The following is a 25,602-nucleotide window of genomic DNA, read 5'->3' as shown; positions in this document are numbered from 1 at the left end:
GGAGGCCACGACACGGCATACGCTCCCTACGGCGTGATCTCCCAGCCGAACATCATCGCGTGGTCCTCGTGCGCGAGGTTGTGGCAGTGCGCGACGTAGGGACCCACGAAGTCCCGGAATCCCCGGTAGACGATGACGGACTCGCCCGGGTCGAGGGCCGTCAGGTCCTCGCGCGAGACGTCGTCGGGGTGACCCGCGCTGCCCTTTGTCGCGTCCTTGCCGTTGCGCATGACGACGCGGTGCTCCTCCATGTGCAGGTGGAACGGGTGCACCCAGCCGCCGCCGCCGTTGCGGATCTCCCAGAGGTTGAAGCTGCCGCGCTTCTGCTGCGCGAGCGGGGTCTTGCCGGCGGGGTTCTTGAGGCTCGTGCCGACGTGCGTCGGGTCGAACGGCTGGCCGTTGATGAGCCACTCGACGTCGGCGGACGAGCTCCCGCGCTCGACCTCGAAGACCAGGCGGTTGTCGAGCATGCTCTGCCAGTTGCCCGGCAGCGGCGGCAGCGACCGCAGCAGCTGACCCGGCTGCGGGATGAGGCTGTCGTCCGGGGCGTCGTCGCCGATGACGAACTTCAGCACCGGCACCTTGTAGTTCGGGTCCGGCGAGAACCGGGACGAGTTGGACCACATGCGACCGTTCGGCATCTTCATGACGTTCGTGAGGTAGACGACGTCGCCCTTCGTCGTCGGCGTCCCGTCCTGGTAGCGGGTGAAGTCGACGATGACCTCGCGGCGCTTGGCCGGCCACAGCTCGAACGAGTCGCGCTTGATCGCGAACGGCAGCAGGCCGCCGTCCGAGGCGATCTGGGTGAACTGCATGCACTGCTGGCCGTCAGGGATGCGGTACTGCCCCTCGAGCTCGTCACCGCCGTAGCCCAGGGACGCGGATGACTTCGGGCCCGTCGTCGACGCCATCAGCTTGAACTCGTAGATGCGGGCGATCGAGGCATCGAGGAAGCGGAAGCGGTACTTCCGGCGTCGCACGACCATCGTCGGGTAGGCGGTGCCGTTGACGGTGAAGATGTCGCCGACGAAGCCGTGGTTGGGGAAGTGCTTGTAGAACGTCTTGCCCCACCACTCCGGGTGCGTCGCAGGGTTCTTCGCTGCCGGGAACTCCCCCATCCCGTCGTGGACGTCCTGGTGCGTGGTCACCCCGTCGTCGAGGCGGCAGTCGTAGAACGCGAGCGGGACGTCGTAGTCGACGTCGAAGGAGCCGTCCGGGTTGTCCCGGCGGACGCCGGGCAGCCTGAGCCCCTGGCGCTCGTCTCCCATGTCCGTGCCGTTCTTGGGGTCGTAGATCGGGTAGAGGCCGACCATGCCCTTGTAGACGTTCGACCCGGTGTGGTCCATGCGGTGGTCGTGGAACCAGAAGAAGCTCTGCTTCTCGCGGTCGTCCCCTCCCGCCGGCCAGTTGAGGTAGAGGTTGTCGCAGAAGGTCTGGGGTCCGTAGCCGGTCGACTTGGGGCCGTAGGTCATGCAGTAGTGCGGGTTGCCGTCGCTCTCGGGCGCCGTGTGGCCGTTGTGCAGGTGGGTGAGGAACGACCAGTCCGGGGACCCGAAGTCCTGCCGGTCGAGGCCGAGCGGGTTCTCGTCGAGGTGGTTCTCGAAGCGGACGAGGACGGGCTTGCCGTACTCCGCGTTGATCCTCGGGCCGGGGAAGGTGCCGTTGAAGCCGTAGATCGTGCTCATCGGCAGCCAGCGCTTCGTGCCGGCGGCATACGTCGCGCCGTAGGCGTCGAACGACGCCGTCGGCCTGCCGTTCGAGTCGATCGGCAGCACCTGGGAGGTCGTGAACGAGTGGGTGCGCAGGAGCAGGTCGATCTTGTAGACGATCGGGTCGGGGTAGCCGAGCGCGGACGGCCAGATCTGGTGCCGCTCGCTCCCGAACGAGTTCTGCTGTCCCACACCGGGACCGGGAGGCTTTGCCCAACCGCTGAAGGTCGACACGGGCACGGGCGCCAGGGCCTTCGGTATCGGGAGCGGGTCGGAGAAGGGCGAGAGGATCAGCGGGCTCGTCGGGAAGGCCTCGACGTAGAAGAGCAGGTCGCCGAGTGTCGTCGACGAGGCTGCGAAGGCGCCGTCGGGCGACAGCAGACCCTGCTGCGCCAGGACGGGACCGCCGAATCCGCGGGCGGCGACGAGGGCGGCTCCGAGTCCTCCGGCGGCCCCGAGCCGGAGGACGGTGCGTCGGTAGACCCCGCCGGGCTCGAGCTCACGCGGGTCTTGGGGTTCCGAAGGTGTGGAGGTGTTCATGCCTGCTCCTCAGGTGGTGGACGGCGAGCCCCGTGGTGCGTGCTGCTCCCGGTGCCCGACGTCCCGGTCGAACTGTGCTGCTGCAGTGGGCCCCCCGACCAGCGGGGGATGTCCACGCCCATGGTGGGCGGACCTGCTCGGGAGAACCTCGGGGTCCGTCGGGAGTACCGGTCGGGACGCAGTCGGCGCTCGCGGGACGAACCGGACCCTTCGGATTCGTGGGACGGCGCCCGCCGACGTGGCCGATACTGAAAGCCGACATGCTCCCGGGGGGGTGCCCATGAAGGCTTCACCGTGCGTTGACAGCACACAGACATCAGTCCTGGTCGTGGACGACCACCGCGTCCTTGCCGACGCCATCGGCTTGGTGATCAACGGCGAGCCCGACCTGCGCTGTGTCGCAACGGCGCTCAACGCTGCCCAGGCTCGCGCGCTGGCGGCGTACTGGCAGCCCGACGTCATCCTCATGGACGTCCGGCTCGGTCAGGACGACGGCATCGACCTCGCCACGGACCTCATCAGTGCCGTCCCGAACGTGCGCATCATCGTGCTCAGCGCCTTCATCGACCAGGCCCTGCTCACGAGGTCGCTCAACGCCGGAGCGTGTGCCCTCCTGCCCAAGGACGGCTCCCTCGACGAGATCCTCGGCGCCGTCCGGTCGTCGACCCGGAAGGCCTTCGCCATCGACCCCGGCCTGCTGCGCACGATCGTGCGGGCCGGCGCCGACCGCCACGGGGCTCCCGTCCCGCGCCTGACGCCGCGCGAGGCCGACGTCCTGCGCCGGCTGGCGGACGGAGCCGATGCCGTCATGATCGCCAGGGAGCTCGGGATCTCGGTGCTGACGTGTCGCGGCTACGTCAAGACCCTGCTGCGCAAGCTGCACGCACACTCCCAGCTCGAGGCCGTCGTGACCGCGAGCCGGCTCGGCCTCATCGCACCGACCAGGCGTGGCTAGCGCACCGGGCTCGCAAGGGTCCGGTGGGACACACGGCCGGCCCCCGTCGATCGTGCGCGAGGCCATCACCCGTTTCGGGCTGTGGACGCTCGTGGCCTTCCTCATCGTCGCGGTCGGGGCGGTCCTGGTGGCACGCGCGCTGGCGGCGGACCTCGCGCTGCGCGAGGCGAGCCTGCGAGGCAGGACCTTCGCGACCAACGTCGCAGCGCCCTTTGTCGACACCGCGGTGCGCTCCCGGCGCCCGAACTCCTCCCAGAGCCTGGTCACGGTCGTCGAGTCGCGGCTGCGGGACGGGTCCCTCGTCCATGTCAAGCTCTGGTCGATGGAGGGCAACGTCATCTGGTCGGACGAGCGAGACCTCATCGGCCGCACGTACGTCATGGACGAGGACGTCGCCGCACTCTTCGGCACCCAGGACGTCGTCGCCGACGTGTCGGACCTCAGCAAGGTGGAGAACGTCGAGGAGCGCACCGCGGGTCAGCTGCTCGAGGTGTACGTCGGTGCGTTCGACGCCGACAGCAAGCCGGTCGTCATCGAGTCCTACTGGTCGACCGAGCGGCTCGAGAGCGACCAGCGGCTGCTGCTCTACGCGCTGACGGCCCTCGCCGTCGGCGCCATGCTCATCCTGACGCTCTTCCTCCTGCCGTTGGCCCTGTCGCTGGCCCGTCGGGTGGACCACGCGCGCACCGAACGCGGGGCGATGCTGCGCCATGCCCTCGCCGCCTCCGACATGGAGCGGCGCCGCATCGCCGAGGAGCTGCACGACGGCCTGATCCAGAACCTCGCGGCCCTCGGCTACGCCCTCCCGATGGTCGCCCGCCAGCTGCCCGACAGCTCGGTCGAGGCGCGCGAGCTGCTCGACTCGGCAGGTCAGAGCCTCCGCGGTGACATCTCGTCCCTGCGGGGCCTGGTCACCGACCTCTACCCGGCCGACCCGTCCCTGCCCGGGCTCACGGCGGCCCTCGACATCCTCGCGGCGCGGGCCCGCGAGTCGGGCGTCGCCGTCGACGTCGAGGTCTCTCCCGGCTACGCCCACCTGTCCAGGGAGGCGATCCAGCTGACCTACCGCATCCTGCGCGAGGGGCTGCGCAACGTCGTCAAGCACGCCAACGCCTCCCGCGCGACCCTCGTCGCCGCCGTCGAGGGCGACGAGGCCACGGTGACGGTGCTCGACGACGGCAGCGGGCCACCTCCGGGCCCGATCGCCACCGGCCACCTCGGCCTGCGCCTGCTCGAGGACACCCTGACCGACGTCGGTGGGTCGCTGCGACTGGCCCGCCGCGCCGAGGGCGGGACCGAGCTCGTGGCGCGTTTCCCGACCTCCTTCGCGAGCGAGCTTCAGCTCCCCTGAGCGTCGCCGGCCGCGGCGTCCGGAGGGTCAGCGCGGCATCCCGGGCTGGCGCCCCCTGCCCACGCCACGGACCGCGTCGAGGACCGTCGACGGCACCGCGTCCTTGACGATGTATGCCGCCGCGCCGGCCTCCAGCGCCGCGCGCCGTCCCTGCACCGACGGCTCTCCCGTCAGCACGACGACCTGGGTCGTCGGCAGGTCCTCCAGGATCCTCCGGGTGGCCTCGACCCCGCCGATGCCGGGCATCCGGATGTCCATGAGCACGACGTCGGGGTGAGTGCGCCGGGCCACCTCGACCGCCTGCTCGCCACTCTCGGCGGCGCCGCAGAGCTCGAGGTCACCCTCGAGGGAGAAGAGCGAGGCGAGCCCGATCCGGAGGATGTGCACGTCGTCGACGACGAGCACGCGGACGACGTCCGGTCCCTGCGGGGTCGGGTCCGAGCGGAGAGCAGTCACCGGCGGGGCCCCCGTCCTGCCCGGGCACACCACGGATCAGGCCCGTGCACGCGCTGCCCACCCATGACGGACCTCCACTGCTCAGGGGCGATCGCCCGATCGGGAACTCCACCATCGTGGCGCGGTGCGCGGCGTGGCGCACGCGCCACGGGTGGGGTCGGCATACCCCCAATCGTGGGGGTGTGTCCCGATCCGATCGCGGTCCTCCTGAGGCGTCGCCGGCAGGACGGAACGTCGAAGGGCCACAAACCGGTACTGGTTGTGGCCCTCCGACGGTTGGAGTGGGTCAGCCCCAGACGAGGGCCTGGGCCGGGTCGGCGAGGATCGCTGCCAGGTCGGACAGGAAGCGGCTGCCGAGCTCACCGTCGATGAGACGGTGGTCGAAGCTCACCGCGAGCTGCGTGACGTGGCGGATGGCGATCTCGTCGTTGCCGTCGGCATCGGTGACGACCCACGGCTGCTTGCGGATCGCACCGAAGCACACGATGGCCGACTCCCCCGGGTTGATGATCGGGGTGCCGCTGTCGACGCCGAACACGCCGACGTTGGTGATCGTCATGGTGCCGCCCGACATCTCGGCCGGCTGGGTGCGGCCCTCGCGTGCCGTGGCGGTGAGCTGCCCGATGGCCTGCGCCAGCTCGAGCATCGTCATGGCGTGGGCGTCCTTGATGTTCGGGACGATGAGGCCACGCGGGGTCGCGGCGGCGATGCCGAGGTTGACGTAGTTCTTCTGGACGATCTCCTGGTTGGCCTCGTCCCACGTCGCGTTCATGCCGGGGTTGCGCTTGACCGCGAGGACGAGCGCCTTGGCGAGCACGAGCAGCGGCGTGACCTTGACGTCCTTGAACTCGCGGCTGCCCTTGAGGCGGTCGACGAGCTCCATCGTCTTCGTGACGTCGATGGTGATCCACTCGGTGACGTGCGGTGCGGTGAAGGCCGATCCGACCATCGCCTGCGCCGTCATCTTGCGGACGCCCTTGATCGGCGTGCGCTCCTCGCGCTCACCCGCGCCGAACGGCATACGCGAGATGGCCGGCGCGGCACCGCCGACGGCGGAGTCGGCTTGTGCTGCAACGTCGTTCACGACGGCGCCGCTCGCATGGTTCGTCACGTCGTCGCGCGTGATGATGCCGTCGGCCCCGGTCGGGGTGACGGACGCGAGGTCGATGCCGAGGTCCTTGGCGAGCTTGCGGACGGGCGGCTTCGCCTTGGGACGGCCACCGGCAGCGGACGCGACCGGGACGGCAGGAGCCGGCGACTCAACACGCGGAGCCGGGGCTGCGTGCTCGGCGACGGGTGCGGCAGCCGCGACCTGCTCGGTCTCGGTCGGTGCGGCGGCGACGGGGTCGGCGGCCATGCCCTTGCGGGCACGACGGGCCGTGGCGCCGGCCTTGGCGCCGTAGCCGACGAGGATCGCCTCGGAGCCGCCACCCGCGCCCTCGGCCGGAGCGGCCTTCTCGCCCGGGATCGACGGTGCGGCGGCGGGAGCGTCGTCGCCGCCCTTGCCGTCGTCGATCGAGATGATCGGCGTGCCGACGTCGATCGTCTGGCCGACCTCGACGAGCAGCTCCTTGACGGTGCCGGCCCACGGGATGGGCAGCTCGACGAGCGACTTGGCGGTCTCGATCTCGAGGACCATGTCGTTGACCTTGACGGTGTCGCCGGGCGACACCTTCCACTCCACGATCTCGGCCTCGACGAGCCCCTCACCGGGGTCGGGCAGGTTGAACGTCTTGATTGCCATGTGTCGCAGCCCTTCTCAGTACGCGAGCGCGCGGTCGACGCCGTCGAGGATGCGGTCGAGGTCGGGGAGGAACTCCTCCTCCATCCGGCTCGGCGGGTAGGGGATGTTCGCGCCGGCGACCCGGATGACGGGTGCCTCGAGCTCGTAGAAGCACTGCTCGGTGACCTGCGCCGAGATCTCCGACGCCATGCCGAGGAAGCTGCTCGCCTCCTGGACGACGACGAGGCGACCCGTCTTGCGCACCGACTCGACGATGGTGTCGATCGGCAGCGGCGAGAGCGAGCGCAGGTCGATGACCTCGATGCTCGTGCCCTCGGCCTCCGCCGCGGCGGCCGACTCGAGCATCGTCTTGACGACAGGGCCGTAGCCGAGCAGCGTCACGTCGGTGCCCTCACGGAGCACGTTGGCCTCGAAGAGGCCGCGCGGCGCGGTGGTCGCGGTCGTGTCGTACTCCGCACGGTCGTGGTAGCGGCGCTTCGGCTCGAAGAAGATCACCGGGTCGTCGCACGCGACGGCCTGCTGGATCATCCAGTGGGCGTCCTCGGGGTTGCTGCACGCGACGACCCGCAGGCCCGCGGTGTGGGCGAAGTAAGCCTCGGGGCTCTCGGAGTGGTGCTCCGGGCTGCCGATGCCGCCCCCGAACGGGATGCGGATGACCATCGGGATCTTGACCGCGCCGAGGGCGCGGGCGTGCATCTTGGCGACCTGGCTGACGATCTGGTCGAAGGCCGGGTAGACGAAGCCGTCGAACTGGATCTCGCAGACGGGACGGTAGCCGCGCAGCGCCATGCCGACCGCGGTGCCGACGATGCCGGACTCGGCGAGCGGGCTGTCGATGACGCGGTCCTCGCCGAAGTCCTTCTGCAGACCCTCGGTGATGCGGAAGACGCCACCGAGCTTGCCGATGTCCTCACCGATGAGCACGACCTTGGGGTCGGCCTCCATGGCCTTGCGCAGGCCGTTGGTGATGCTCTTGCCGAGCGTGACCTTCTCGAGCTGGCCGGCCATCAGTTCGCCTCCTCGAAGCTCGCCTTGTAGGCGAGGTAGGCGGCACGCTCCGCCTCCATGACCGGGTGGTCCTCGGCATAGACGTGGTCCCACATCGTCTCGCCGGCCATCGTCTCCATCGTCACGCAGCCCTCGCGCAGCTCGGCCGCGAACTGGTCGGCCTCCTCGTCGATGCGGACGAAGAAGGCCTCGTCGGCCATCCCCTCGTGCGCGAGGAGCGTCTTGAGGCGCAGGATCGGGTCGCGGAACTTCCACTCCTCGACCTCGGCCGAGACGCGGTACTTCGTCGGGTCGTCGGCCGTCGTGTGCGCACCCATGCGGTACGTGTAGGCCTCGATGAGGAGCGGGCCGTTGCCGTTGCGGGCCTCGTCGAGGCAGTGCTGCGTCACGGCATACGTCGCGAGGATGTCGTTGCCGTCGACGCGGACACCCGGGAAGCCGAAGCCGCGGGCGCGCTGGAAGAGCGGGATCCGGGTCTGCTTCTCGACGGGCTCCGAGATGGCCCACTGGTTGTTCTGGCAGAAGAAGACGACTGGCGCGTCGAAGCTCGCCGCGTAGACGAAGGCCTCGTTGACGTCACCCTGCGAGGAGGCGCCGTCGCCGAAGTAGCAGATGACCGCGGTGTCGCGGTCGGGGTCGCCGGTGCCGACGTTGCCGTCCATCCGCACACCCATCGCGTAGCCCGTGGCGTGCAGTGCCTGGGCCCCGATGACGATCGTGTAGAGGTGGAAGTTGTTCTCCTGCGGGTCCCAGCCGCCCTGGCTGACGCCGCGGAAGAGCTGCAGCGAGCTCTGCGGGTCCATGCCACGCACGAAGCCGACGCCGTGCTCGCGGTAGGTCGGGAAGACGAAGTCGTGGGGCCGCAGCGCACGACCGGAGCCGACCTGGGCCGCCTCCTGGCCGAGCAGGCTGGGCCACAGGCCGAGCTCGCCCTGGCGCTGCAGGGCGTAGCCCTCGGCGTCGAGCCGGCGGATGAGGACGAGGTCGCGGTAGAAGCTCCGCAGGTCCTCGGGCGTCAGGTCCGCGACGTACTTGTCGTAGTCGGGATGGGACACGCGCTGACCTTCGGGGGTCAGCAGCTGGATCATGTCCGGGCCACCGTCGCCGACCGCGGGGGTCGGCTCCTGCAGCTCGGCGACAACCTTGTCGCTCACTGGGGCTCCTTCGCCGGTGAGACCGGCCTACTCGTTCGGCCCGCAAACGGGGGTCACCCGCTCGTCGGCTTCTGGGGGGCGCAGGGCCGCCGTTCGTGACGACGGACACGTGCTTGGTCCTCGACCCGGAACTTACCGGAGAGCCCTGCGAATCTCACAATGCGGGACGACGTCGCGCTCCACCGAGAGGCTGACCTGCGCGGACGCCGCCGGGTCCGAGGAGGGCACCACCCGGGCGGGAGGGCGTATGCCGTGTGCTCGGGGCGCGCTCGCCGGCGCGGTCAGCGCCGGGTGCCCCAGGTCCAGGCCGGGGTGGTGAGCAGGCCCTGACCCTGCACGAAGGTCTCGCCGAGGTCCTTGACGAGGGTGATGCCTCGGGCCGGTGAGCCGAGCCCGACCGGTGCCTCGTCGTCGTCCGGATCGACCACACCGAGCTCGCGGATGAGCGCCACGGAGTGGGAGACGACCATGACCTGGCTGCGTTCGGCCGCGGACCGGACGAGCCGTCCGAGCGGTGGGAGCAGGTCGGGGTGCAGCGACGTCTCGGGCTCGTTGAGGACCATGAGCGACGGCGGGTCGGGCGTCAGCAGCGCGGCGACGAGGAGCAGGTAGCGCAGCGTGCCGTCGGACAGCTCGGCCCCGGCGAGCGGCCGCAGCATCCCGGGCTGGTGCAGCTCCACGTCGAAGCGGCCGCTGTCGACGGTGACCTCGAGGATCGCCCCGTCGAAGGCGTCGGCGACGGCTCGGTCGAGCTCGGACCGGCCGTTCTCGCGGATCGTCTGGAGCGCGGCGGCGAGGTCGCGTCCGTCGTCGGCGAGCACCGGGGTGCGGGTGCCGACCTGGGGCGTCCGGGCCGGGGCCTCGGCGTCGGCGCGGAACCCGTCGTAGAACCGCCAGCCGCGGATCATCCGGCGCACCCGGAGCAGCTCGGGCGCCCGCTCGGGGTCGGCGAGCTCGGTCAGCATGCTCTCCCACGGGCGCAGCGAGCGGGTCAGTTCGACCCACCCGGGGCGTGCACCGCGACTCGGGCCCGACGCCGTGCCGGCGCCCGACTCCCTGTAGGCCGCTCGCGAGCCGGTGCGTGATCCCGGGGCCTCGACGGGGTCGGACTCCCACTCCGCGGCGTCGCCGTCGTCGGGTCCCCAGTCGGAGGCCCAGCCGTCGTCGCTCCCGCCCACGGCGCGGGTCTCGACGACACCCCACCGGCGGCGCACGAGCACCGAGCCGGGCCGCATGACGGGGCCGGCCCAGACCACCTCGCGCTTGATCTCGGGGTCGCGCAGGAACGCCGACGGCGTCCCTGCCTCGCTGCCGGTCGACTGCTGCGGCAGGCCGAGGTCGACGAGGTAGCCGAAGTCGTCGGAGGCGAAGCCGAGCTGGAGACTGATCGGGCCCTTGCGACGGGTGCCCTGCACGGCGTGACCACGGTCGCGGGCGCCGCCGAGGGTCGCCGGGCCGGCCCACAGCGCGGACTGGAGGCCACCCTCGCGGGCGAGGGTGGCGATGACGTCGCCCCGGCCGCAGCCGGCGAGGAGCCGGAGCGACCGGTAGAGGCTCGACTTGCCGCTGCCGTTCGCGCCCGTCACGACGTCGAGCCCGTGCAGGGGCACGACGACGTCGCGCAGCGAGCGGTAGCCGGACACGGCGACGGCGGTGAGCATGCCGTGAACGTACGCCGGAGGACCGACACGGGCCGCCCGGCCGTTCAGGTCGGCAGGTCGTCAGGTCGCCACGCGACGCCGAGCCACCGTCGTCAGCATCGCGACGATCGCCAGCGCCCCGAGCACACCCACGGCCGGGAGGAAGAGCGCCACCGGCGTCATCGCCGTGTCGAGCTGCCCCACCTCCGCACTCCCTACCCACCCGAAGGAGAAGGGTTCGCTGCGGACCAGGACCAGGACGGACACCGCGACAGCGAGAGCAGCGAGCGTCGCAGCCGTCACCGCGACAGCCGGCACGACCGGGGTTCTCCGAGCGGCCGCCACCCAGAGCCCGCCGGCGGCGAGGAGCAGGACGATGGCCGCGACGACGAGCAGGACCGCGGTGAGCGAGCTCTCTCGCTGCACCTCGATCGCTTGGCTCACGGCCCGCACGCGTCCGTCGAACCAGATGTCGACGAGAGTCTCGCTCCCCCCGGCCGTGCGTGAGACGAGGTGGTGAGTGGGCCAGACGAGGACCGCGGCGAGCAGGACGGCCCCCGTCACGAGGAGCAGCGGCACGGCCCTACGGAGCCCGGACACGACGCGTCAGGCCTCGGGGTCGACGCCGTCGCCGCCGGCACCGGCGGACCAGGCTGGCAGCTCCTGCAGCGACCACCGGTTGCCGTCGGGGTCACTGAAGTGGACGAAACGGCCCCACGGCTGCTCGTCGACCTCGGACGCCTCGACGCCGCGACCGACGAGCTCGGCCCGGATGGCGTCGGCGTCGGCGACGACCATCTGGAGGTTGTCGAGGCCGCCGGGGACGATCTCGGTCAGACCCTTGCCGATCGCGATCGAGCAGGCCGACCCGGGTGGGGTCAGCTGCACGAAACGGATCTCGTCACTGACCGTGTGGTCGTGGTCGAGGACGAATCCGACCCTGTCGACGTAGAACTCCTTGGCCCGGTCGACGTCGGTCACGGGCACGGCCACCAGCTCGAGCTTCATGTCCATGCCCCGACGGTAGGGCCGCCCACCCACACTGCGGACGTCCGGCACACGACCAGTTTCCACGAGGCCCCATCCAGCCCTCACCTGTCGGTGTCGGTCGGCGGCACTCCCCCGTCCGCACCCGACGGGAAGGGCGTGTCTCTGAAGCCGACCTCGGGCGCCCGCCCCGTGCCGACCGGACCGGGGTCCATCAGGGTGGCGACGAGCGGTGGGGTGGCCTCCACCAGGGCGCGACGCTGCCGAAGTAGCGCCGCGACGCCGGACACCGTGCCGGTGACCGAGTCCGCCACGCGCGGCAGCAACACCGGGACGACGAGACCGGCGACTGCTGCCGTGAGCAGGACGACCGACACGACCTCGAGCCAGCCGACCGTCGTCGTCACGACGACGAGCCCGGGCTGCAGGCCGATCGTCCGGTCGTCGACCGACAGCCGCTGCACCACGGATGCCGCGACCGTCGCGAGAGCCAGCGCCAGGCCGACCCCCGACGCGAGCTCACCGGGCCGCCCGCCACGGACGAGCCGGGCGACCAGCCCGGCCGCGGCGAGCAGCAGGACGACGACGAGGAGCACCGCTCGCGGCACCGGGTCGGGACCGGAGAACGCGTCGAGGAGCACACCGTCCGAGGTGTAGACGACCTCACGTCCCCACGACCAGATCAGCTGCTCGTAGCCCTTGGTGAAGTCGCCGACCTCCGGGACGCGGACCGCGACGACCTTCGTCGGCCACACCACCGTGGACGCCGCCAGCACCACGCCGACGCCGCCGAGCGCCACCCCCGCCACACGCGTACGCCATCCCGGCCCGGCTTCCGGGTCGGCGTCGTGGACGGGACCGTCGGTCATCTCGGCGGCCGGAACCGGTCGGGGTCGACGGTCGGGTCGTCGGAGAAGCCGACGCCCGTGCCGGCGTGCTCGCGCCGCGCAGGGGACCGATGGTCGGGGCCCGCGGGCACGTCACGGATCGTCGCGATCCCGACGCGCGGCGCTGCCGTCTCCGTGGTGCCTGCCGCATCGGACACCTCGTCGTGCGTGGCCGCACGGCGGGCGAGCGCCCGCGCGCGGACGACGGCCGACCGCGCCAGCGCGGCCACGGGTCGCAGCACGAGGAGACCGAGCGACACGACGAGCAGCGCGGCGGAGGCCACCTCGAGGTAGCCGGTGGGGAAGGTCTCGACGACGAGCTGGTCACCGTCGCCGAAGATGCCCGAGATCGTGTCACCGACCCGTCGTCCCAGCCCACCGACGACCTGGGATGCAGCCCAGGCGAGTCCCGCCACACCGAGGATCCGGCCATCGGTGCCGGCCCGGAACGCGTACGCGAGGACGCCGGCGAGGCCTGCGGCAAGGGCCACGACGAGGATCACCAGGCCGGTCGTGTTGCCGACGTCGATCTGGCCGTCCGTGTTGGCGGTCGTGTCTGCGACGTGCCCCCAGCTCCAGACGGACAGCCGGAACGGGGACGCGTCGGGCTCGGCCGACTCCGGCGGCTTCTGGAAGATGGCGTGGGTCGGGAGCACGAGCGTGGGCAGTGCGAGCAGCACCCCGAGAAGCCCGACGAGCGCGGCTGTCAGCCGGCCGGCGACCATGTGCTTCCGGATGTCCGTCACGGCGTCCTCCCGGGCTTTCCTGCCGTCGCCGGCGTGTCAGCCCCTCCGCCCCCACCGCCCGCACCTGCGTCGCCGAACGACACGGGCGCGGTCGTCAGGTGCTCACCGACAGGGCGCAGCCCGGCCGGCCCCGCCCGACCTGCTGGAGGGCCGGCAGCCGCAGTGCCGGTAGCCGGCGTCCCGGGGAGCACCGCCGGCAGGGTGCTCCGGCCCGTCGACCGGGCCGCGGCCACACCCATGAGCACGAGCGCGACGACGAGCACGCAGGCAGCGACCGTCTCGAGCGACCCCGCCTGCGTCATCTCGGTCCGGACCGTGAGGCCGGCAGCCCCCTGGTCGACCTCGCCGAGCGAGCGGCCGAGCCGCTCGGCCACCGTCGTCAGGACGCGACCGGTCAGCAGCCCTACCGTGACGAGCCCGAGCACGTGACCCCACGTGACCCGGCGGGCCAGCCAGACGCCGACGCCTGCGAGGCCCGAGACGAGGAGCACCACGAGGACGGCGAGGCCGAACGGGTTCCACTGGTCGCGCAGCTCGACCCCCTCGAGACCGGCCACCCGGACGCGCCCCCAGCTCCACTCCCACTGGTGCGACAGGAGCGAGCCGTGCTCGCGGTCGGCGACCGCCATCTCCCGGGTCGGCGAGTACAGCGACGGCACGACGAGCAGGACACCGAGCAGCGCGAGGCTGCCGCTGAGCGCGCGACCGGCGAGCCGCCTCCGCACCGTGCCCATCCGCGACCTCCTGCGCCACGACCTGCAACGACGGCCGCGCGACACCACGCGGCTCAGCCCATTGTCGCCCCGATCGGCTCGGTCAGCGGGCCCCGAAGCGTTCGGCGACCTCGATGAGCCGCGAGTTCGCGTCCACCTCGCCGATCGTGACGCGCACGCCGTCGTCGCCGTACTGCCGCACCGTGAGGCCGGCCTCGGCACACGCCTGCGAGAAGGCCGTCGAGTCGGCGCCGAGCGGGAACCACACGAAGTTCGCATCGGACTGCGGGAGCTTCCAGCCCTGGTCGCCGAGGGCCCGGACGACCCGGTCGCGCTCGGCGACGAGCGACTCGACGCGCGCGTTGAGCTCGTCGAACGCGTCGAGCGAGGCGATGGCGGCCACCTGCGCGACCGAGTTGACGCCGAAGGGCGTGGCCGTCTTGCGGAGGGCGGCGGCGACAGGCGGGTGCGCGACGGCATACCCCACGCGGAGGCCGGCGAGGCCGTACGCCTTGGAGAAGGTCCGCAGGACGACGACGTTGGGGCGGTGCCGCCACGTCTCGAGCCCGCGCACGGCGTCGGGGTCGCGGACGAACTCGACGTACGCCTCGTCGACGACGACGATGACGTCGCTCGGGACCTTGTCGAGGAAGGCCTCGAGCTCCGCCTGGTGGACGCACGGTCCGGTGGGGTTATTGGGGGTGCAGACGAGGACGACGCGGGTGCGGTCGGTGATCGCCGAGAACATCGCGTCGAGGCGGTGGCGGGCCCGCTCGTCGAGGCCGACCATGACGGGCTTCGCGCCGGCCAGCTGCGTGACGATCGGGTAGGCCTCGAACGAGCGCCACGCGAAGACGACCTCGTCACCGGCGTCGCACGCGGCGTTGACGATCTGGGCGAGGACCGCGACCGAGCCGGTGCCCGTCGCAATGCACTCGGCCGGGACGTCGAGCGCCTTCGCGAGCCGCTCGGTCAGCGCCGTGACGGCCATGTCGGGGTAGCGGTTCACCGTCGCCGCCGCGTCGTCGATCGCCGCGAGCACCGACGGGAGCGGACCGTAGGGGTTCTCGTTGGACGACAGCTTGTATGCCGTCACGCCGGCGGGTGCCGACGCGGGCTTCCCGGGCTTGTAGTCGGGCATCTGGGCCAGCACGTCGCGGAGCCGCACGGTGGCGCCCGACGCCTGCGGGGCGGCATACGCCTCGTCCGGGGTGGCGCTCTCGGTCACGCTCTCGCTGACGGTCTCAGGGCTGTCGCTCATACCCGAACTGTAGAGCCAGTGTCCACGCGGGCGACCGGCCCATGGACGCTCTCCTGACGGCGACGCCGGTCTGTGGCTAGGCTCACATCGTCGCGCCACCGCCGCCTCGACATCTTCTTCATGCCCAGCCTCACGAAAGTCAGATCATGCGCATCGGCATCCTCACCGGGGGCGGGGACTGTCCCGGCCTCAACGCCGTCATCCGGGGCGCGACCCGCGCCGCCGAGGTCACGTACGACAGCACCGTCATCGGCTTCCGCAATGCCTGGCGCGGGGTCATGGACAACGACTACGAGATCCTCGACGTCGACCGGTGCCGCGGCATCCTGCCCCTCGGTGGCACGATCCTCGGCACGAGCCGCGACCAGCCGTTCGCCCACGAGGACGGCCTCAAGCGCGTGCGCAAGGCCTACGACCGGCACGGGCTCGACGCCATCATCGGCATCGGTGGCGAGGGCTCGATGGGTGTCGTCAACCGCTTGCACGAGAACGGTTTTCCCGTCATCGGCGTGCCCAAGACGATCGACAACGACATCTCCCTGACGGAGATGACATTCGGCTTCCAGACCGCCGTGCAGATCTGCACCGACGCCATCGACCGGCTGCACACGACGGCCGAGAGCCACCACCGCGTCCTCGTCGTCGAGGTCATGGGCCGCCACGTCGGCCACATCGCGATCTGGTCGGGCCTCGCCGGCGGCGCCGCGATCACCCTCGTGCCCGAGGAGCCCTTCGACGTCGACGAGGTCTGCGAGCGAATCGTCCACCGGCACAAGAAGGGTCGCTTCGCGACGATCGTCGTCGTCGCCGAGGGCGCGCTGCCCAAGGCCGGCACGATGGACATCCCGGCGCCCGAGGTCGACAAGTACGGCCACCAGATCCTCGGCGGCATCGGCTCGATCCTCGCCCGCGAGATCCAGGGCCGGACCGGCATCGAGAGCCGGATGACCGCGCTCGGCCACATCCAGCGCGGCGGCTCGCCCGTCGCCTTCGACCGAGTCCTCGGCACCCGCTTCGGCGTGGCTGCGGTCGAGGCCGCCCTCGACGGGGCGTGGGGCCAGATGGTCGCTCTGCAGAAGGGCCGCATCGAGCGCGTGCCCGTCGCCGAGGCCATCGGCTCGCTCAAGATGGTCGAGCCGGACCTGTTGCGTCTCAACGCGATGTTCCAGCCGCGGATCCCCGGCGACGAGCACCCCGGTCTTCCCGCCGATGCGCCTGCGCCCGTGGAACACTGAGCGCATGCTCCTCAACTTCGCGCTTCGGACGGTGGTCAACGCCGTCGCCCTGGGGGTGGCCGCGTGGGCCATCCCCGGCATCACGTTCGGTGGTGGCTCGACGGGTCAGGTCATCTGGACGGTCGTCCTCGTGGCCCTGATCTTCGGCATCCTCAACGCCTTCATCAAGCCGATCATCAAGCTCATCTCACTGCCGCTCATCATCCTGACGCTGGGCCTGTTCGTCTTCATCGTCAACGCCCTGATGCTCGAGCTCACGTCGTGGCTGGCCGGCAAGCTCGACCTCCCCTTCCACGTCGAGCACTTCTTCTGGGACGCCGTCTTCGGCGGCCTCATCATCACGTTCGTGTCGATGCTGCTCAGCTTCATCAAGACCGACTGAGGTCCCTGCGCCCAGTGCGCGTATGCCCTGAGCCCGCCTTCCATGTGGAGGGCGGGCTCTTGGCATGTCGGGACGCCGGCGTCCCCTACGCCCAGCGGTCGTCGAGGTTTCCCTCCGGGGTAGGCGGGGTAGGTACCACCCCGACTGGCGTTTACAACGTAAACCATCGACTCCCTGGAGACTCTCGTGGACAACATCAGCACAGCACTGACGGACCTGTGGAGGTCCGTGGCGCTCTTCGTACCCAAGTTCTTGGCCTTCCTGGTCATCCTCGTGATCGGCTGGCTCGTCGCCAAGGCCATCGGGAAGGTCGTCGACAAGGTCCTCGAGCGGGTCGGTTTCGACCGCGCAGTCGAGCGCGGAGGCATCAAGCGCGCGCTGGCCAGGAGCGAGTACGACGCGTCGACCATCGTCGGCAAGATCGTCTACTACGCCCTGCTCCTCTTCGTGCTCCAGCTCGCCTTCGGCATCTGGGGCCCCAACCCGATCAGTGACCTGCTCAGCGGTGTCATCGCATTCCTGCCCAAGGCCGTCGTGGCCATCGTCATCGTCGTCGTGGCCGCTGCGATCGCCGCTGCCGTGCGCGAGCTCATCACCAACACCCTGGGCGGCCTGTCCTACGGCAAGCTGCTCGCCAACATCGCCAGCATCTTCATCCTGGGGCTCGGCATCATCGCCGCCCTGGGGCAGGTCGGTATCGCCACCACCGTGACGATGCCGGTGCTCATCGCCGTGCTGGCGACCGTGGCCGGCGTGATCGTCGTCGGCGTCGGAGGCGGCCTCGTCAAGCCGATGCAGGCTCGCTGGGAGGGCTACCTCGACACCCTGGCCGAGGAGACCGGCCGGGTCCGCGAGCAGGTACGACAGGCCCCGGGCGTCGGCGAGCAGGCACGACAGGCGAAGGCGCGTCACGACGGGGGCGACACCACCACCCCGGCCCCCCAGGAGGCCGCTTCGGCTGACGACTTCTACCACGGGCGGCCCGAGACGGGTCAGCCCACGGCGTCCTTCGACCCGACCCGGACCACGGCGTTCGAGGCCGACGACCAGCCCGACAGCCACTACCGTCCGACCAACGGCGGTCAGAGCACGTACTGACGTCCACTCCGGTCGAACCGGCTCTCGAACGGGCGGAATCCCCATGGGGTTCCGCCCGTTCCGCCCGTTCGCGTCCGACCGGGGAGTGGGCGGTGCCAGCCGGGCATGATGGACTCGAGGGAACCACCGCCGAGCGTCCGAGGAGCAGCCATGACGACCCCGGGAGCCCCGCCCGAGATGGAGGAGGCGGCCGGAGCAGGCCGCGCCGACGGAGGGCACCGCCTCACCCGAGACCGCATCGTCGACGAAGCCATCGCGCTCGTCGACGCCGAGGGTGTCAACGCACTGACCATGCGCCGTCTCGGCGCACGTCTCGGCGTCGAGGCCATGGCCCTCTACCGCTACGTCAACGGGCGCGAGGACCTCCTCGAGGGAGTCGTCGACCGCCTCGTGTCCTCGCTCGAGATCGACCCCGGCACGCGCATGGAGCCCTCCGACGGCTGGCAGGCGTTCCTGCAGTGGATGGCGCACAACGTGCGACGGCTCGCCCTCGACCACCCGCTGGCCTTCCCCCTGATCGCCACGCGACACCCGGCGGCGCCGTGGCTGCGGCCTCCCCTGCGCAGCCTCGCGGTGGTCGAGGAGTTCCTCAACGGGTTGATGCAGCGCGGCTTCACCGAGGACCAGGCCGTGTGGGCCTACCGCACCTACACGAGCTTCCTGCTCGGCCACCTGCTGCTCGAGTCGGCCACCCGGGGGGCGCAGTTCTCGGGGCCGGAGACGCCTCTCGACGAGGGCGGGGCCCACCAGCCCAACGACGACGGGACGTTGCCCCTGGACGCCTTCCCCACCGTGCAGCGGCTGGCTCCGAAGCTCGAGGAGGACCGGGTCGAGGTGGACTTCGAGGAGGCCCTCGAGGCCCTCCTCGAACGGATGGATCTCCAGCTCAGCCAGTAGGAGCCCGGTCGGTGGCCGTCGCGTAGCGCAGGAGGAGCGCGCCGTCGTCGAAGCGCTCGACGTCGTCGAGCCGCAGGCGTATGCCGCCGGGTGGCCCCGCGTGGGGCAGCGTGACCAGCCGCTGGCCGTCCGGGTCGCTCGACACCACCGGGTCGAGCAGGACGACGATCTCGTCGACGAGCCCGGCGGCGAGCAGGGCGCCGGTGAGCGCGCCGCCACCGTCGGTGCGGACGTCGCGCACGCCGTGCGAACCCGCGAGGTGCGCGAGCCCTGCGGCGAGGTCGACGCGACCGGACGCCGGTCCGGTCGCGTCGACGTGCTCGATGCCGCGGCGGTCGAGGTAGCGCAGGTAGTCGGTCGGGGTGTGGCGCGTGACGAGGACGACGACGTCGCGGTACCACGGCTGGGACAGGGCGTGGGTCCAGCACCGCACGGCGCCGCGGCTGTCGGGGACGACGAGGAGCGGGCGCGGCTCGGTGACGAGCGACTCGAAGCCGGGCACGACGGGCAGGCGCTCGGGCCGCAGCAGGATGCGCTGCTGGTCGGTATCGGACTCGGGCGGCCCGAAGGCGAGGGCGGTCGTGCTGCCCATGAGGATCGCGTCGCTGCGCCAGCGGAAGCCCAGCCGGTAGTAGCGGGACGGGTCGGTGTCGAAGCCGACGACCCTCCCGTCGATGCTGGCCTCGTTGTAGACGACGACGTGGGGACGGTCGGGGCGCTCCATCCGACCACGGTAGGGGTCCGCACCGACGGTCGCGGGCGCTCTCGCACCACCGCTCGGCGACGGGCGCAGGGGCCGTCGGGGTGTCGGTGTCGAGGGTGTGGGCGCAGGGTCCTACCGTCGTGGCATGCGGTTGCTCCACACCTCCGACTGGCACCTCGGGCGCACGCTCCACGGCGTGAACCTCCACGAGGCGCAGTCGGCCGTGCTCGAGCGCATCTGCGAGCTCGTCGAGGACCCACCCGACGGCATCCCGATCGACGCCGTGCTCGTCGCGGGCGACGTCTACGACCGCGGGGTGCCGCCCGTCGAGTCGGTCCAGCTCTTCGAGTGGACGCTGTCCCGGCTCTCGGCCGTCACGACCGTCGTCGTCACGTCGGGCAACCACGACTCGGCGATCCGGCTCGGCTACGGCGCCGGCCTCTTCCGGGACAGCATCCGGATGGTCACCGACCTCGGCCAGCTCGACCTGCCCCTGCTCCTCGAGGGCAGCGACGGCGTGCGGGCCGCGGTCTACGGCATCCCCTACCTCGACCCCGACCACGCGCGCGTTGCGCTGGCAGGAGGTGGCGAGCCGCTGCCCCGGTCGCACCAGGCCGTCGTGGGTGCGGCGTGCGACCGCATCCGCGCCGACCTCGCCGACCGGCCCGGGGTGCGGTCGGTCGTGCTGGCCCACGCGTTCGTGGCGGGCGCCGAGCCGAGCGACTCCGAGCGCTCGATCATGGTCGGCGGCGTCGACCGGGTGGCCGGCACGGTCTTCCACGGACTCGACTACGCCGCGCTCGGGCACCTCCACGGGCCGCAGGCGCCGGAGGCCGCAGACGGCTCGGTCGTGCGTTACTCGGGGTCGCCGCTGCGCTACTCGTTCTCCGAGCAGGACCACGAGAAGGTCGTGCTCCTCGTCGACCTCGACGCGTCCGGCCCGGCCCGGGTGACCCCGGTCGAGATCGTGCAGCCGCGCGCCATGGCGACGCTGCGCGGTCGCCTCGACGAGCTGCTCGAGTCGCCGTCGTTCGCGAGCACCGAGGCCGCGTGGGTGCGCGTCACGGTCACCGACCGGGTGCGCCCCGACTCGCTCATGGACCGCCTCAAGTCCCGCTTCCCGCACGCCCTGCAGGTCTTCCACGAGCCCGAGGGCGCGATCGACCGCGGGCGAGGCGGCACGACCGTCGTCAGCGAGCGCGACCCCCGCGAGCTCGGCTCCGACTTCATCGCCTACGTCACCAAGACCGAGGCGAGCGGCGGCGAGGTCGACGTCTTCGAGGCCGGCTTCGAGGCCGCCGTCCGGGCCCAGCACCGGGCCGAGGCGCAGGAGGTGGCGTGACGTGCAGCTGCACCACCTGTCCATGACGGCCATCGGGCCGTATGCGGGCACCGAGGTCATCGACTTCACCACCGTCGGGCGCGCCGGCCTCTTCCTGCTCGAGGGGCCCACCGGGTCGGGCAAGTCGACGATCATCGACGCCATCACGTTCGCGCTCTACGGCAAGGTCGCGCAGGCCTCGGCCGACGTCGAGCGCATCCACTCCCACCACGCCGACCCGCGCACCGTGCCGGTCGTCGTGCTCGTCTTCGAGACGCAGTCGGGGCTCTACCGCGTCCAGCGCACGCCTCGCTTCGAGCGCCCCAAGTCGCGCGGCGACGGCACGACGGTGCAGCAGCCGACGATCAAGCTGTGGCGCCTCCAGACGCCCGACGACCTCGAGGGCGGCGAGCTGCTCTCGACCAACATCGGGGACTGCGACGACGAGATCACCCGCGCCGTCGGGCTCACCCGCGACCAGTTCGTGCAGACCGTGATCCTGCCGCAGGGCGAGTTCGCGACGTTCCTGCGCGCCCGGTCCGAGGACAAGGGCAAGCTCCTCGAGAAGGTCTTCGGCACGGCGTTCTTCCGCCGGGTCCAGGACGAGATCGTCGAGGCCGGGCGGGCCGCGCAGGCCCGACGCCAGTCAGCGGTCGACGAGATCCGGCTCGCGGTGCACGCCCTGGCGGTGTCGGCCGGGCTCGAGACCGAGCGGCGCGACGAGCTCGAGGACCTGAGCCGCACGACGCCGGAGTCCCTCGACGCCGAGCTGGCCCAGGTCGTCGACGAGCTGACGACGCGCGAGCGCCACGCGGGCAAGGCGAGCCGCGAGGCCATCGAGACGCACAAGCAGATGGCCGACATGGTCAGCGACGCCCGGCTGCGCATGCAGCGCCGCGAGCGGCTCATCCAGCTCCAGCAGCAGGAGCACGACCTCGGCAAGCAGGCGGTGGCCTTCCAGCAGCTCGGCGAGGAGGTGGCCCGAGCGCGCCAGGCTCGCCCGGTGGCCGGCGCCGTGCGCACCCTCGCCCAGTCCGAGGCGACGCTCAAGCGCGCAGAGGCAGCCCTGACGCAGGCCCGCGCCCGCGTCGACCCGGCGCTGCGCGACCGCGGACCGGCTGCCCTGCGCGAGGCCGCCGCCCAGGCCCGTGAGGTCGTCGGCTCCCTCACCGGTGCCATCGCGCTCGAGGGCGCGCTCGCCGGCCGCATCGCGGACCTGGCGCGGCTGCGCGACGGGCTCGACGGCGCACGTCGGTCGGTGGCGTCGGTGACGAGCGAGCTCGAGGCCCTCCCCGGCACCATCGCCACGCACGAGGCGGCGCTCACCGAGGCGCGCCGTCTGGCGGCACTGCTCGACGGGCGCGCCGCCGAGGGCGATCGGGCGAGGGCCCGGCTCGAGGCGTCGGTGGCCCGCGCGGCTGCGGTAGCTCGGGTGCCGCGGGCCGAGTCGGCCGCGACCGAGGCGCTGGGCACGGTGGCGGCGGCCGAGTCGTTGCTCGCGAGGCTGCGCCGGGCTCGCATCGACGGCATCGCCGGCGAGCTCGGGCTCTCGCTCGTCGGCGGCGACCCGTGCCCGGTGTGCGGGTCCGTCGAGCACCCCTCCCCTGCCCGCCCGACCCTCGACGCCGTCACCCCCGAGCAGATCGACGCCGAGGAGTCCCGCGTCGTCCGGCTGCGCGAGCAGGCCGTCACCACCGCGGAGGCCCTCGGGGCCCTCCGGTCAGAGGTGCGCGAGCTCACGGCCCGGTGCGAGGGGCTCGACGTGACCGAGGCCCGCGCCCGGGCCGAGGCGACGGCGCACGAGTTCGCGGCCTCGGTGCAGGCCCGGGCCGACGTCGAGGCCGGGGCGGCGCGTGTGACCGAGCTGCGCGACCGCGTCGACACGCTCAGCGCCGAGGCCGCCCGGCTCGGTGCCGATCTCGCGCGCGGCGAGCAGTCGGTCGTCGACCTCGACGGCCGCATCGCCGAGGAGACGGTCGTCGTCGAGCAGGCCCGTGACGGCCACCCCAGCGTCACCGCGCGACGCGAGGCCCTCGTCGCCGGCGCCAGCCGCATCGACTCCCTCGTCGACGCTCTCGGCCAGCGTGACGTCGCCGCGTCGTCGGTCGCCGAGGACACCGCGGCGCGCGACGCCGACCTCGCGCAGTTCGGCTTCGCCGACGTCGCCGAGTGGATGGCGGCCGACCGCGGCGCCGAGTGGATCAATGCCAAGACCCAGGAGATCGCGGAGTTCGAGCGGGCCTGCACCCAGGTGCGCGCCGGGCTGACCGGGCCAGAGCTCGCCGACGTCCAGCTCGACGCCCTCTTCGACGACATCGAGCAGCTCGAGGCCCTCGCGGCCGCAGCGAAGAGGGACATGGAGGCCGCGAGCAACGAGCACGGGAGCCTCCGTGACCAGGTGACGCGCACCAAGCGACGGGTCACCGACATCCGCGAGGCCATGGCCCGCAACGCCGCCGTCATCACCTCGACCGCCGACGCCGTGCGGGTCGGCCAGCTCGTCGCGGGCAACGGCGACAACCAGCTGAACCTCGACCTCGCGAAGTACGTCCTCATCCGCCGCTTCACCGAGGTGCTGTCGGCGGCCAACACCGAGCTCGGCCGTTTCTCCGGCGGCCGCTACACGCTCGAGCACACCGACGCCAAGAAGGGCAACGCCAAGTCCGGGCTCGGCGTGCGCGTCCACGACATGCACACCAACCAGGTCCGCGAGGTCGGCACCCTCTCCGGCGGTGAGACCTTCTACGTCTCCCTGTCGCTCGCCCTCGCCCTCGCCGAGGTCGTGCGCGCCGAGTCCGGCGGCGTCGACCTCGGCACGCTCTTCGTCGATGAAGGCTTCGGCACCCTCGACCCCGACGTGCTCGACGACGTCATGCACACCCTCGAGGGGTTGCGCGAGGGGGGCCGCACCGTCGGCATCGTCAGCCACGTCACCGAGCTGAAGTCGCGGGTCGCCGACCGCATCGAGGTGCTCGTCAAGCCCGACCGCACGAGCACCCTGCGCATCACCGCCTGACCGCCCGGGCCTCCTCCACACGCCGAGAGGCCACGATCTGCGGGTCTCCACACGTCAAGAGGCCACATCCTGCGGGTCCCGGACCCCTACGATCCGATCATGAAGATCGCCGCGAGCGTGTTCGTCGGGCTGGCCGCACTGCTGCACTTCTTCATCTTCTGGATGGAGAGCGTCGGCTGGACCCGCCCCGAGGTGTGGAAGCGCTTCGGCGTCGCTGACCAGGCGGCTGCCGACGTGACCCGGCCGATGGCCTACAACCAGGGCTTCTACAACCTCTTCCTCGGCATCGGCGCCGCGCTCGGCCTCGTGCTCTGGTGGACCGGCCACGACACGGCCGGGCGCACCCTCGCCCTCTTCTGCACGGGCTCGATGGTGGCCGCGGCCGCGGTGCTCGTCACGACCGGCCGCAGCTACGTGCGAGCCGCCCTGACCCAGGGCACGCTGCCGCTCATCGGCTTCGTGCTGGCCCTGCTCAGCTGACGTCGGCGGCGGTGCGCCTCACCCGGGCCGCGCCGACGACGAGGATGACGACGCCGACCGCGGCCGACCCCGACGCGAGCGCCGAGTAGCCGAGCGACCCGACGACGATGCCGGCCGCCACGCCTCCCCCGGCACCCGCGAGACCCATGAGCACGTCGGCGAGTCCCTGGGTGGCGGGACGCTCGTCGGTCGTGACGACCGACGTGAGCAGGGTCGAGCCCGACACGAGGGTGCACGACCACCCCACCCCGAGCAGGAAGAGGGCGACGAGCAGCAGGCCGGACCAGCCGGCCTGGGAGCGCGACGCGAGCAGCGATGCGACCGTGAGCACGACGCCGCCCGTCATGGCGACCGGCGGCGCGCCCCACCGGTCGACGGCCGCCCCCACGAGCGGCGACAGGGCGAACATCCCGAGGATGTGCACCGAGATGACGAAGCCGATGACCTCGAGCTCCGCGTGACCGTGCTTCATGTGGATCGGCGTCATGACCATGACGCTGACCATGACGAGGTGGCCGAGCGCCATGACGAGGATCGCCTGGAGCGCCCGCGGGTTCGACCGCACCACGGCGAGGCCGCGGCGCATCGAGCCGTCGTGGTTCGGCACGTCGGCGACGCCGCCGGATGCCGGGTCGGCCACGACGTCAGGCGCCGCAGCCCGGCGACCCTCCTCGCGGTGGGCGGCGTCGAGGGCACGCGCCGTGAGCAGCGGGTCGGGCCGCAGCAGCCGGTCGACGACGAGCCAGGCGGCCACGAAGCCGACGAGGGAGAAGACGAACGTCCCGGCCAGCTCGGGCAACCCGAGACGGTGCGCCAGCGCCTTGCCCGGTCCGACGAGGTTCGGCCCGACCACCGAGCCGATCGTCGTGGCCCACACGACGATCGACAGGTCGCGCCCGCGGCGCGCCGGGTCCGCGAGGTCGGCGGCGGCATACCGCGTCTGGTTGTTGGCGGTCGTGCCGCCACCGAAGAGGAACATGCCGACGACGAAGAGGGGGAACGAGCGCAGCACGGCCGCCACGAGCACGAGCGACGCCCCGACGAAGGCCACGGCCAGACCCCAGCGCAGCCCGACGCGGCGGCCCCGGGCGGCCGTCGCCCGGGCGACGGGGATCGTCAGCAGCGCCGTGCCGAGCACCTGGGCTGTCGTGCCGACACCGGCGAGCGCCTCGGTGCCGCTGAGGTCCTCGGCGATCAGCGCGCCGACGGCGATGCCGCAGGCCATGCCGACCCCGCTGAGGATCTGCGACCCGACGAGAGTGCGGACCACCTTGCGTTGCAAGGTCGCCCGGTCGAGCTGAGCTGGAGCGAGGACCATC

Annotated in this window: 23 protein-coding genes; 9 read left to right on the top strand and 14 right to left on the bottom strand. The window is 71.8% G+C overall.

The features are described 5' to 3' along the window. Positions 1-26: 26 nt before the first annotated feature. The gene (locus AC1DW8_RS05165) at positions 27-2,249 is read right to left on the bottom strand and encodes a multicopper oxidase family protein (RefSeq protein WP_478092376.1); all 2,223 of its coding nucleotides are present in this window, start codon (positions 2,247-2,249) and stop codon (positions 27-29) included. A gap of 328 nt (positions 2,250-2,577) precedes the next feature. Here AC1DW8_RS05165 and AC1DW8_RS05160 point away from each other — a divergent pair, with 328 nt between their 5' ends. Both AC1DW8_RS05160 and AC1DW8_RS05155 read left to right on the top strand, forming a co-directional pair. Next, entirely contained in the window at positions 2,578-3,204 is a 627-nt protein-coding gene (locus AC1DW8_RS05160) for a response regulator (RefSeq protein WP_478092374.1), read from the top strand. Further along, a complete protein-coding gene (locus AC1DW8_RS05155) occupies positions 3,197-4,555 on the top strand; it encodes a sensor histidine kinase (protein ID WP_478092372.1) in 1,359 nt (452 codons plus the stop codon). Before AC1DW8_RS05160 ends, AC1DW8_RS05155 begins: the two co-directional genes overlap by 8 nt. 27 nt (positions 4,556-4,582) lie before the next feature. Here AC1DW8_RS05155 and AC1DW8_RS05150 read toward each other — a convergent pair whose 3' ends face one another. The 11 genes from AC1DW8_RS05150 to hisC all read right to left on the bottom strand — a co-directional run bounded on the left by AC1DW8_RS05150 (position 4,583) and on the right by hisC (position 15,151). Then, positions 4,583-5,011, bottom strand: a complete 429-nt coding sequence (locus AC1DW8_RS05150) for a response regulator (RefSeq protein WP_056826113.1) — start codon at positions 5,009-5,011, stop codon at positions 4,583-4,585. A 286-nt stretch (positions 5,012-5,297) separates the two neighbouring features. Beyond that, positions 5,298-6,755 (bottom strand): dihydrolipoamide acetyltransferase family protein, encoded by a 1,458-nt coding sequence (locus AC1DW8_RS05145; RefSeq protein ID WP_478092369.1) that lies wholly within the window; start codon positions 6,753-6,755, stop codon positions 5,298-5,300. A gap of 15 nt (positions 6,756-6,770) precedes the next feature. Beyond that, positions 6,771-7,763, bottom strand: coding sequence for an alpha-ketoacid dehydrogenase subunit beta (locus AC1DW8_RS05140; RefSeq protein WP_056774399.1), 993 nt, complete (start codon positions 7,761-7,763; stop codon positions 6,771-6,773). Further along, positions 7,763-8,917, bottom strand: a complete 1,155-nt coding sequence (gene pdhA / locus AC1DW8_RS05135; protein ID WP_056755923.1) for a pyruvate dehydrogenase (acetyl-transferring) E1 component subunit alpha — start codon at positions 8,915-8,917, stop codon at positions 7,763-7,765. Before pdhA ends, AC1DW8_RS05140 begins: the two co-directional genes overlap by 1 nt. 281 nt (positions 8,918-9,198) lie before the next feature. Continuing rightward, positions 9,199-10,578, bottom strand: coding sequence for an AAA family ATPase (locus AC1DW8_RS05130; RefSeq protein ID WP_478092366.1), 1,380 nt, complete (start codon positions 10,576-10,578; stop codon positions 9,199-9,201). A 60-nt stretch (positions 10,579-10,638) separates the two neighbouring features. Then, entirely contained in the window at positions 10,639-11,136 is a 498-nt protein-coding gene (locus tag AC1DW8_RS05125) for a hypothetical protein (protein ID WP_478092365.1), read from the bottom strand. Positions 11,137-11,163: 27 nt separating this feature from the next. Continuing rightward, positions 11,164-11,571 carry a glyoxalase superfamily protein gene (locus AC1DW8_RS05120; RefSeq protein ID WP_478092363.1) on the bottom strand — a complete coding sequence of 136 codons (408 nt, stop codon included), beginning with the start codon at positions 11,569-11,571 and terminating at the stop codon, positions 11,164-11,166. A gap of 77 nt (positions 11,572-11,648) precedes the next feature. Next, the gene (locus tag AC1DW8_RS05115) at positions 11,649-12,413 is read right to left on the bottom strand and encodes a hypothetical protein (RefSeq protein WP_056774410.1); all 765 of its coding nucleotides are present in this window, start codon (positions 12,411-12,413) and stop codon (positions 11,649-11,651) included. Further along, complete coding sequence (locus AC1DW8_RS05110) at positions 12,410-13,177, bottom strand: hypothetical protein (protein WP_056774412.1); 768 nt, start codon at positions 13,175-13,177, stop codon at positions 12,410-12,412. The genes AC1DW8_RS05115 and AC1DW8_RS05110 overlap by 4 nt, the downstream gene beginning before the upstream one ends. After that, entirely contained in the window at positions 13,174-13,911 is a 738-nt protein-coding gene (locus AC1DW8_RS05105; RefSeq protein WP_478092360.1) for a hypothetical protein, read from the bottom strand. The genes AC1DW8_RS05110 and AC1DW8_RS05105 overlap by 4 nt, the downstream gene beginning before the upstream one ends. Before the next feature lie 82 nt (positions 13,912-13,993). Beyond that, the gene (hisC, locus tag AC1DW8_RS05100) at positions 13,994-15,151 is read right to left on the bottom strand and encodes a histidinol-phosphate transaminase (RefSeq protein ID WP_082619622.1); all 1,158 of its coding nucleotides are present in this window, start codon (positions 15,149-15,151) and stop codon (positions 13,994-13,996) included. 146 nt (positions 15,152-15,297) lie between these two features. Here hisC and AC1DW8_RS05095 point away from each other — a divergent pair, with 146 nt between their 5' ends. From AC1DW8_RS05095 to AC1DW8_RS05080, 4 genes are all read left to right on the top strand, one after another. Next, a complete protein-coding gene (locus AC1DW8_RS05095; protein WP_056774416.1) occupies positions 15,298-16,386 on the top strand; it encodes a 6-phosphofructokinase in 1,089 nt (362 codons plus the stop codon). Between the two features lie 4 nt (positions 16,387-16,390). Then, positions 16,391-16,768, top strand: a complete 378-nt coding sequence (locus AC1DW8_RS05090; RefSeq protein WP_056775276.1) for a phage holin family protein — start codon at positions 16,391-16,393, stop codon at positions 16,766-16,768. Between the two features lie 186 nt (positions 16,769-16,954). Then, positions 16,955-17,866, top strand: coding sequence for a mechanosensitive ion channel family protein (locus AC1DW8_RS05085; protein WP_200959113.1), 912 nt, complete (start codon positions 16,955-16,957; stop codon positions 17,864-17,866). A gap of 150 nt (positions 17,867-18,016) precedes the next feature. Next, the gene (locus AC1DW8_RS05080; RefSeq protein ID WP_235509582.1) at positions 18,017-18,763 is read left to right on the top strand and encodes a TetR/AcrR family transcriptional regulator; all 747 of its coding nucleotides are present in this window, start codon (positions 18,017-18,019) and stop codon (positions 18,761-18,763) included. Here the strand turns inward: AC1DW8_RS05080 and AC1DW8_RS05075 are convergent. After that, positions 18,753-19,487 carry a RibD family protein gene (locus tag AC1DW8_RS05075; RefSeq protein WP_478092356.1) on the bottom strand — a complete coding sequence of 245 codons (735 nt, stop codon included), beginning with the start codon at positions 19,485-19,487 and terminating at the stop codon, positions 18,753-18,755. The genes AC1DW8_RS05080 and AC1DW8_RS05075 overlap by 11 nt on opposite strands. 124 nt (positions 19,488-19,611) lie before the next feature. On the opposite strand from AC1DW8_RS05075, the gene AC1DW8_RS05070 reads away from it, so the two are divergent. The 3 genes from AC1DW8_RS05070 to AC1DW8_RS05060 all read left to right on the top strand — a co-directional run bounded on the left by AC1DW8_RS05070 (position 19,612) and on the right by AC1DW8_RS05060 (position 24,283). Continuing rightward, positions 19,612-20,808 (top strand): exonuclease SbcCD subunit D, encoded by a 1,197-nt coding sequence (locus tag AC1DW8_RS05070; protein WP_478092354.1) that lies wholly within the window; start codon positions 19,612-19,614, stop codon positions 20,806-20,808. A gap of 1 nt (position 20,809) precedes the next feature. Continuing rightward, positions 20,810-23,803: an AAA family ATPase gene (locus tag AC1DW8_RS05065; protein ID WP_478092352.1), complete on the top strand. Its 2,994-nt coding sequence runs from the start codon at positions 20,810-20,812 to the stop codon at positions 23,801-23,803. Positions 23,804-23,902: 99 nt separating this feature from the next. After that, positions 23,903-24,283 carry a DUF1304 domain-containing protein gene (locus AC1DW8_RS05060; protein ID WP_056826098.1) on the top strand — a complete coding sequence of 127 codons (381 nt, stop codon included), beginning with the start codon at positions 23,903-23,905 and terminating at the stop codon, positions 24,281-24,283. Here the strand turns inward: AC1DW8_RS05060 and AC1DW8_RS05055 are convergent. Then, positions 24,276-25,601: an MFS transporter gene (locus tag AC1DW8_RS05055; protein ID WP_442274309.1), complete on the bottom strand. Its 1,326-nt coding sequence runs from the start codon at positions 25,599-25,601 to the stop codon at positions 24,276-24,278. The genes AC1DW8_RS05060 and AC1DW8_RS05055 overlap by 8 nt on opposite strands. Position 25,602: the final 1 nt, after the last annotated feature.

The sequence above is a fragment of the Terrabacter sp. P2_E3 genome (assembly GCF_056403915.1).
The sequence above is the reverse complement of the archived record's forward strand: the minus strand, read 5'-3'. Positions and strand labels throughout refer to the sequence as shown.

Bases quoted from the DNA above. Each gene is read 5' to 3' on its own strand.
- AC1DW8_RS05140 (WP_056774399.1), bottom strand. From the start codon at position 7,763: ATGGCCGGCCAGCTCGAGAAGGTCACGCTCGGCAAGAGCATCACCAAC.
- AC1DW8_RS05105 (WP_478092360.1), bottom strand. From the start codon at position 13,911: ATGGGCACGGTGCGGAGGCGGCTCGCCGGTCGCGCGCTCAGCGGCAGC.
- AC1DW8_RS05115 (WP_056774410.1), bottom strand. From the start codon at position 12,413: ATGACCGACGGTCCCGTCCACGACGCCGACCCGGAAGCCGGGCCGGGA.
- AC1DW8_RS05080 (WP_235509582.1), top strand. From the start codon at position 18,017: ATGACGACCCCGGGAGCCCCGCCCGAGATGGAGGAGGCGGCCGGAGCA.
- AC1DW8_RS05070 (WP_478092354.1), top strand. From the start codon at position 19,612: ATGCGGTTGCTCCACACCTCCGACTGGCACCTCGGGCGCACGCTCCAC.
- AC1DW8_RS05060 (WP_056826098.1), top strand. From the start codon at position 23,903: ATGAAGATCGCCGCGAGCGTGTTCGTCGGGCTGGCCGCACTGCTGCAC.
- hisC (WP_082619622.1), bottom strand. From the start codon at position 15,151: ATGAGCGACAGCCCTGAGACCGTCAGCGAGAGCGTGACCGAGAGCGCC.
- AC1DW8_RS05055 (WP_442274309.1), bottom strand. From the start codon at position 25,601: ATGGTCCTCGCTCCAGCTCAGCTCGACCGGGCGACCTTGCAACGCAAG.
- AC1DW8_RS05090 (WP_056775276.1), top strand. From the start codon at position 16,391: ATGCTCCTCAACTTCGCGCTTCGGACGGTGGTCAACGCCGTCGCCCTG.
- AC1DW8_RS05165 (WP_478092376.1), bottom strand. From the start codon at position 2,249: ATGAACACCTCCACACCTTCGGAACCCCAAGACCCGCGTGAGCTCGAG.
- AC1DW8_RS05145 (WP_478092369.1), bottom strand. From the start codon at position 6,755: ATGGCAATCAAGACGTTCAACCTGCCCGACCCCGGTGAGGGGCTCGTC.
- AC1DW8_RS05095 (WP_056774416.1), top strand. From the start codon at position 15,298: ATGCGCATCGGCATCCTCACCGGGGGCGGGGACTGTCCCGGCCTCAAC.
- AC1DW8_RS05120 (WP_478092363.1), bottom strand. From the start codon at position 11,571: ATGGACATGAAGCTCGAGCTGGTGGCCGTGCCCGTGACCGACGTCGAC.
- AC1DW8_RS05130 (WP_478092366.1), bottom strand. From the start codon at position 10,578: ATGCTCACCGCCGTCGCCGTGTCCGGCTACCGCTCGCTGCGCGACGTC.
- AC1DW8_RS05075 (WP_478092356.1), bottom strand. From the start codon at position 19,487: ATGGAGCGCCCCGACCGTCCCCACGTCGTCGTCTACAACGAGGCCAGC.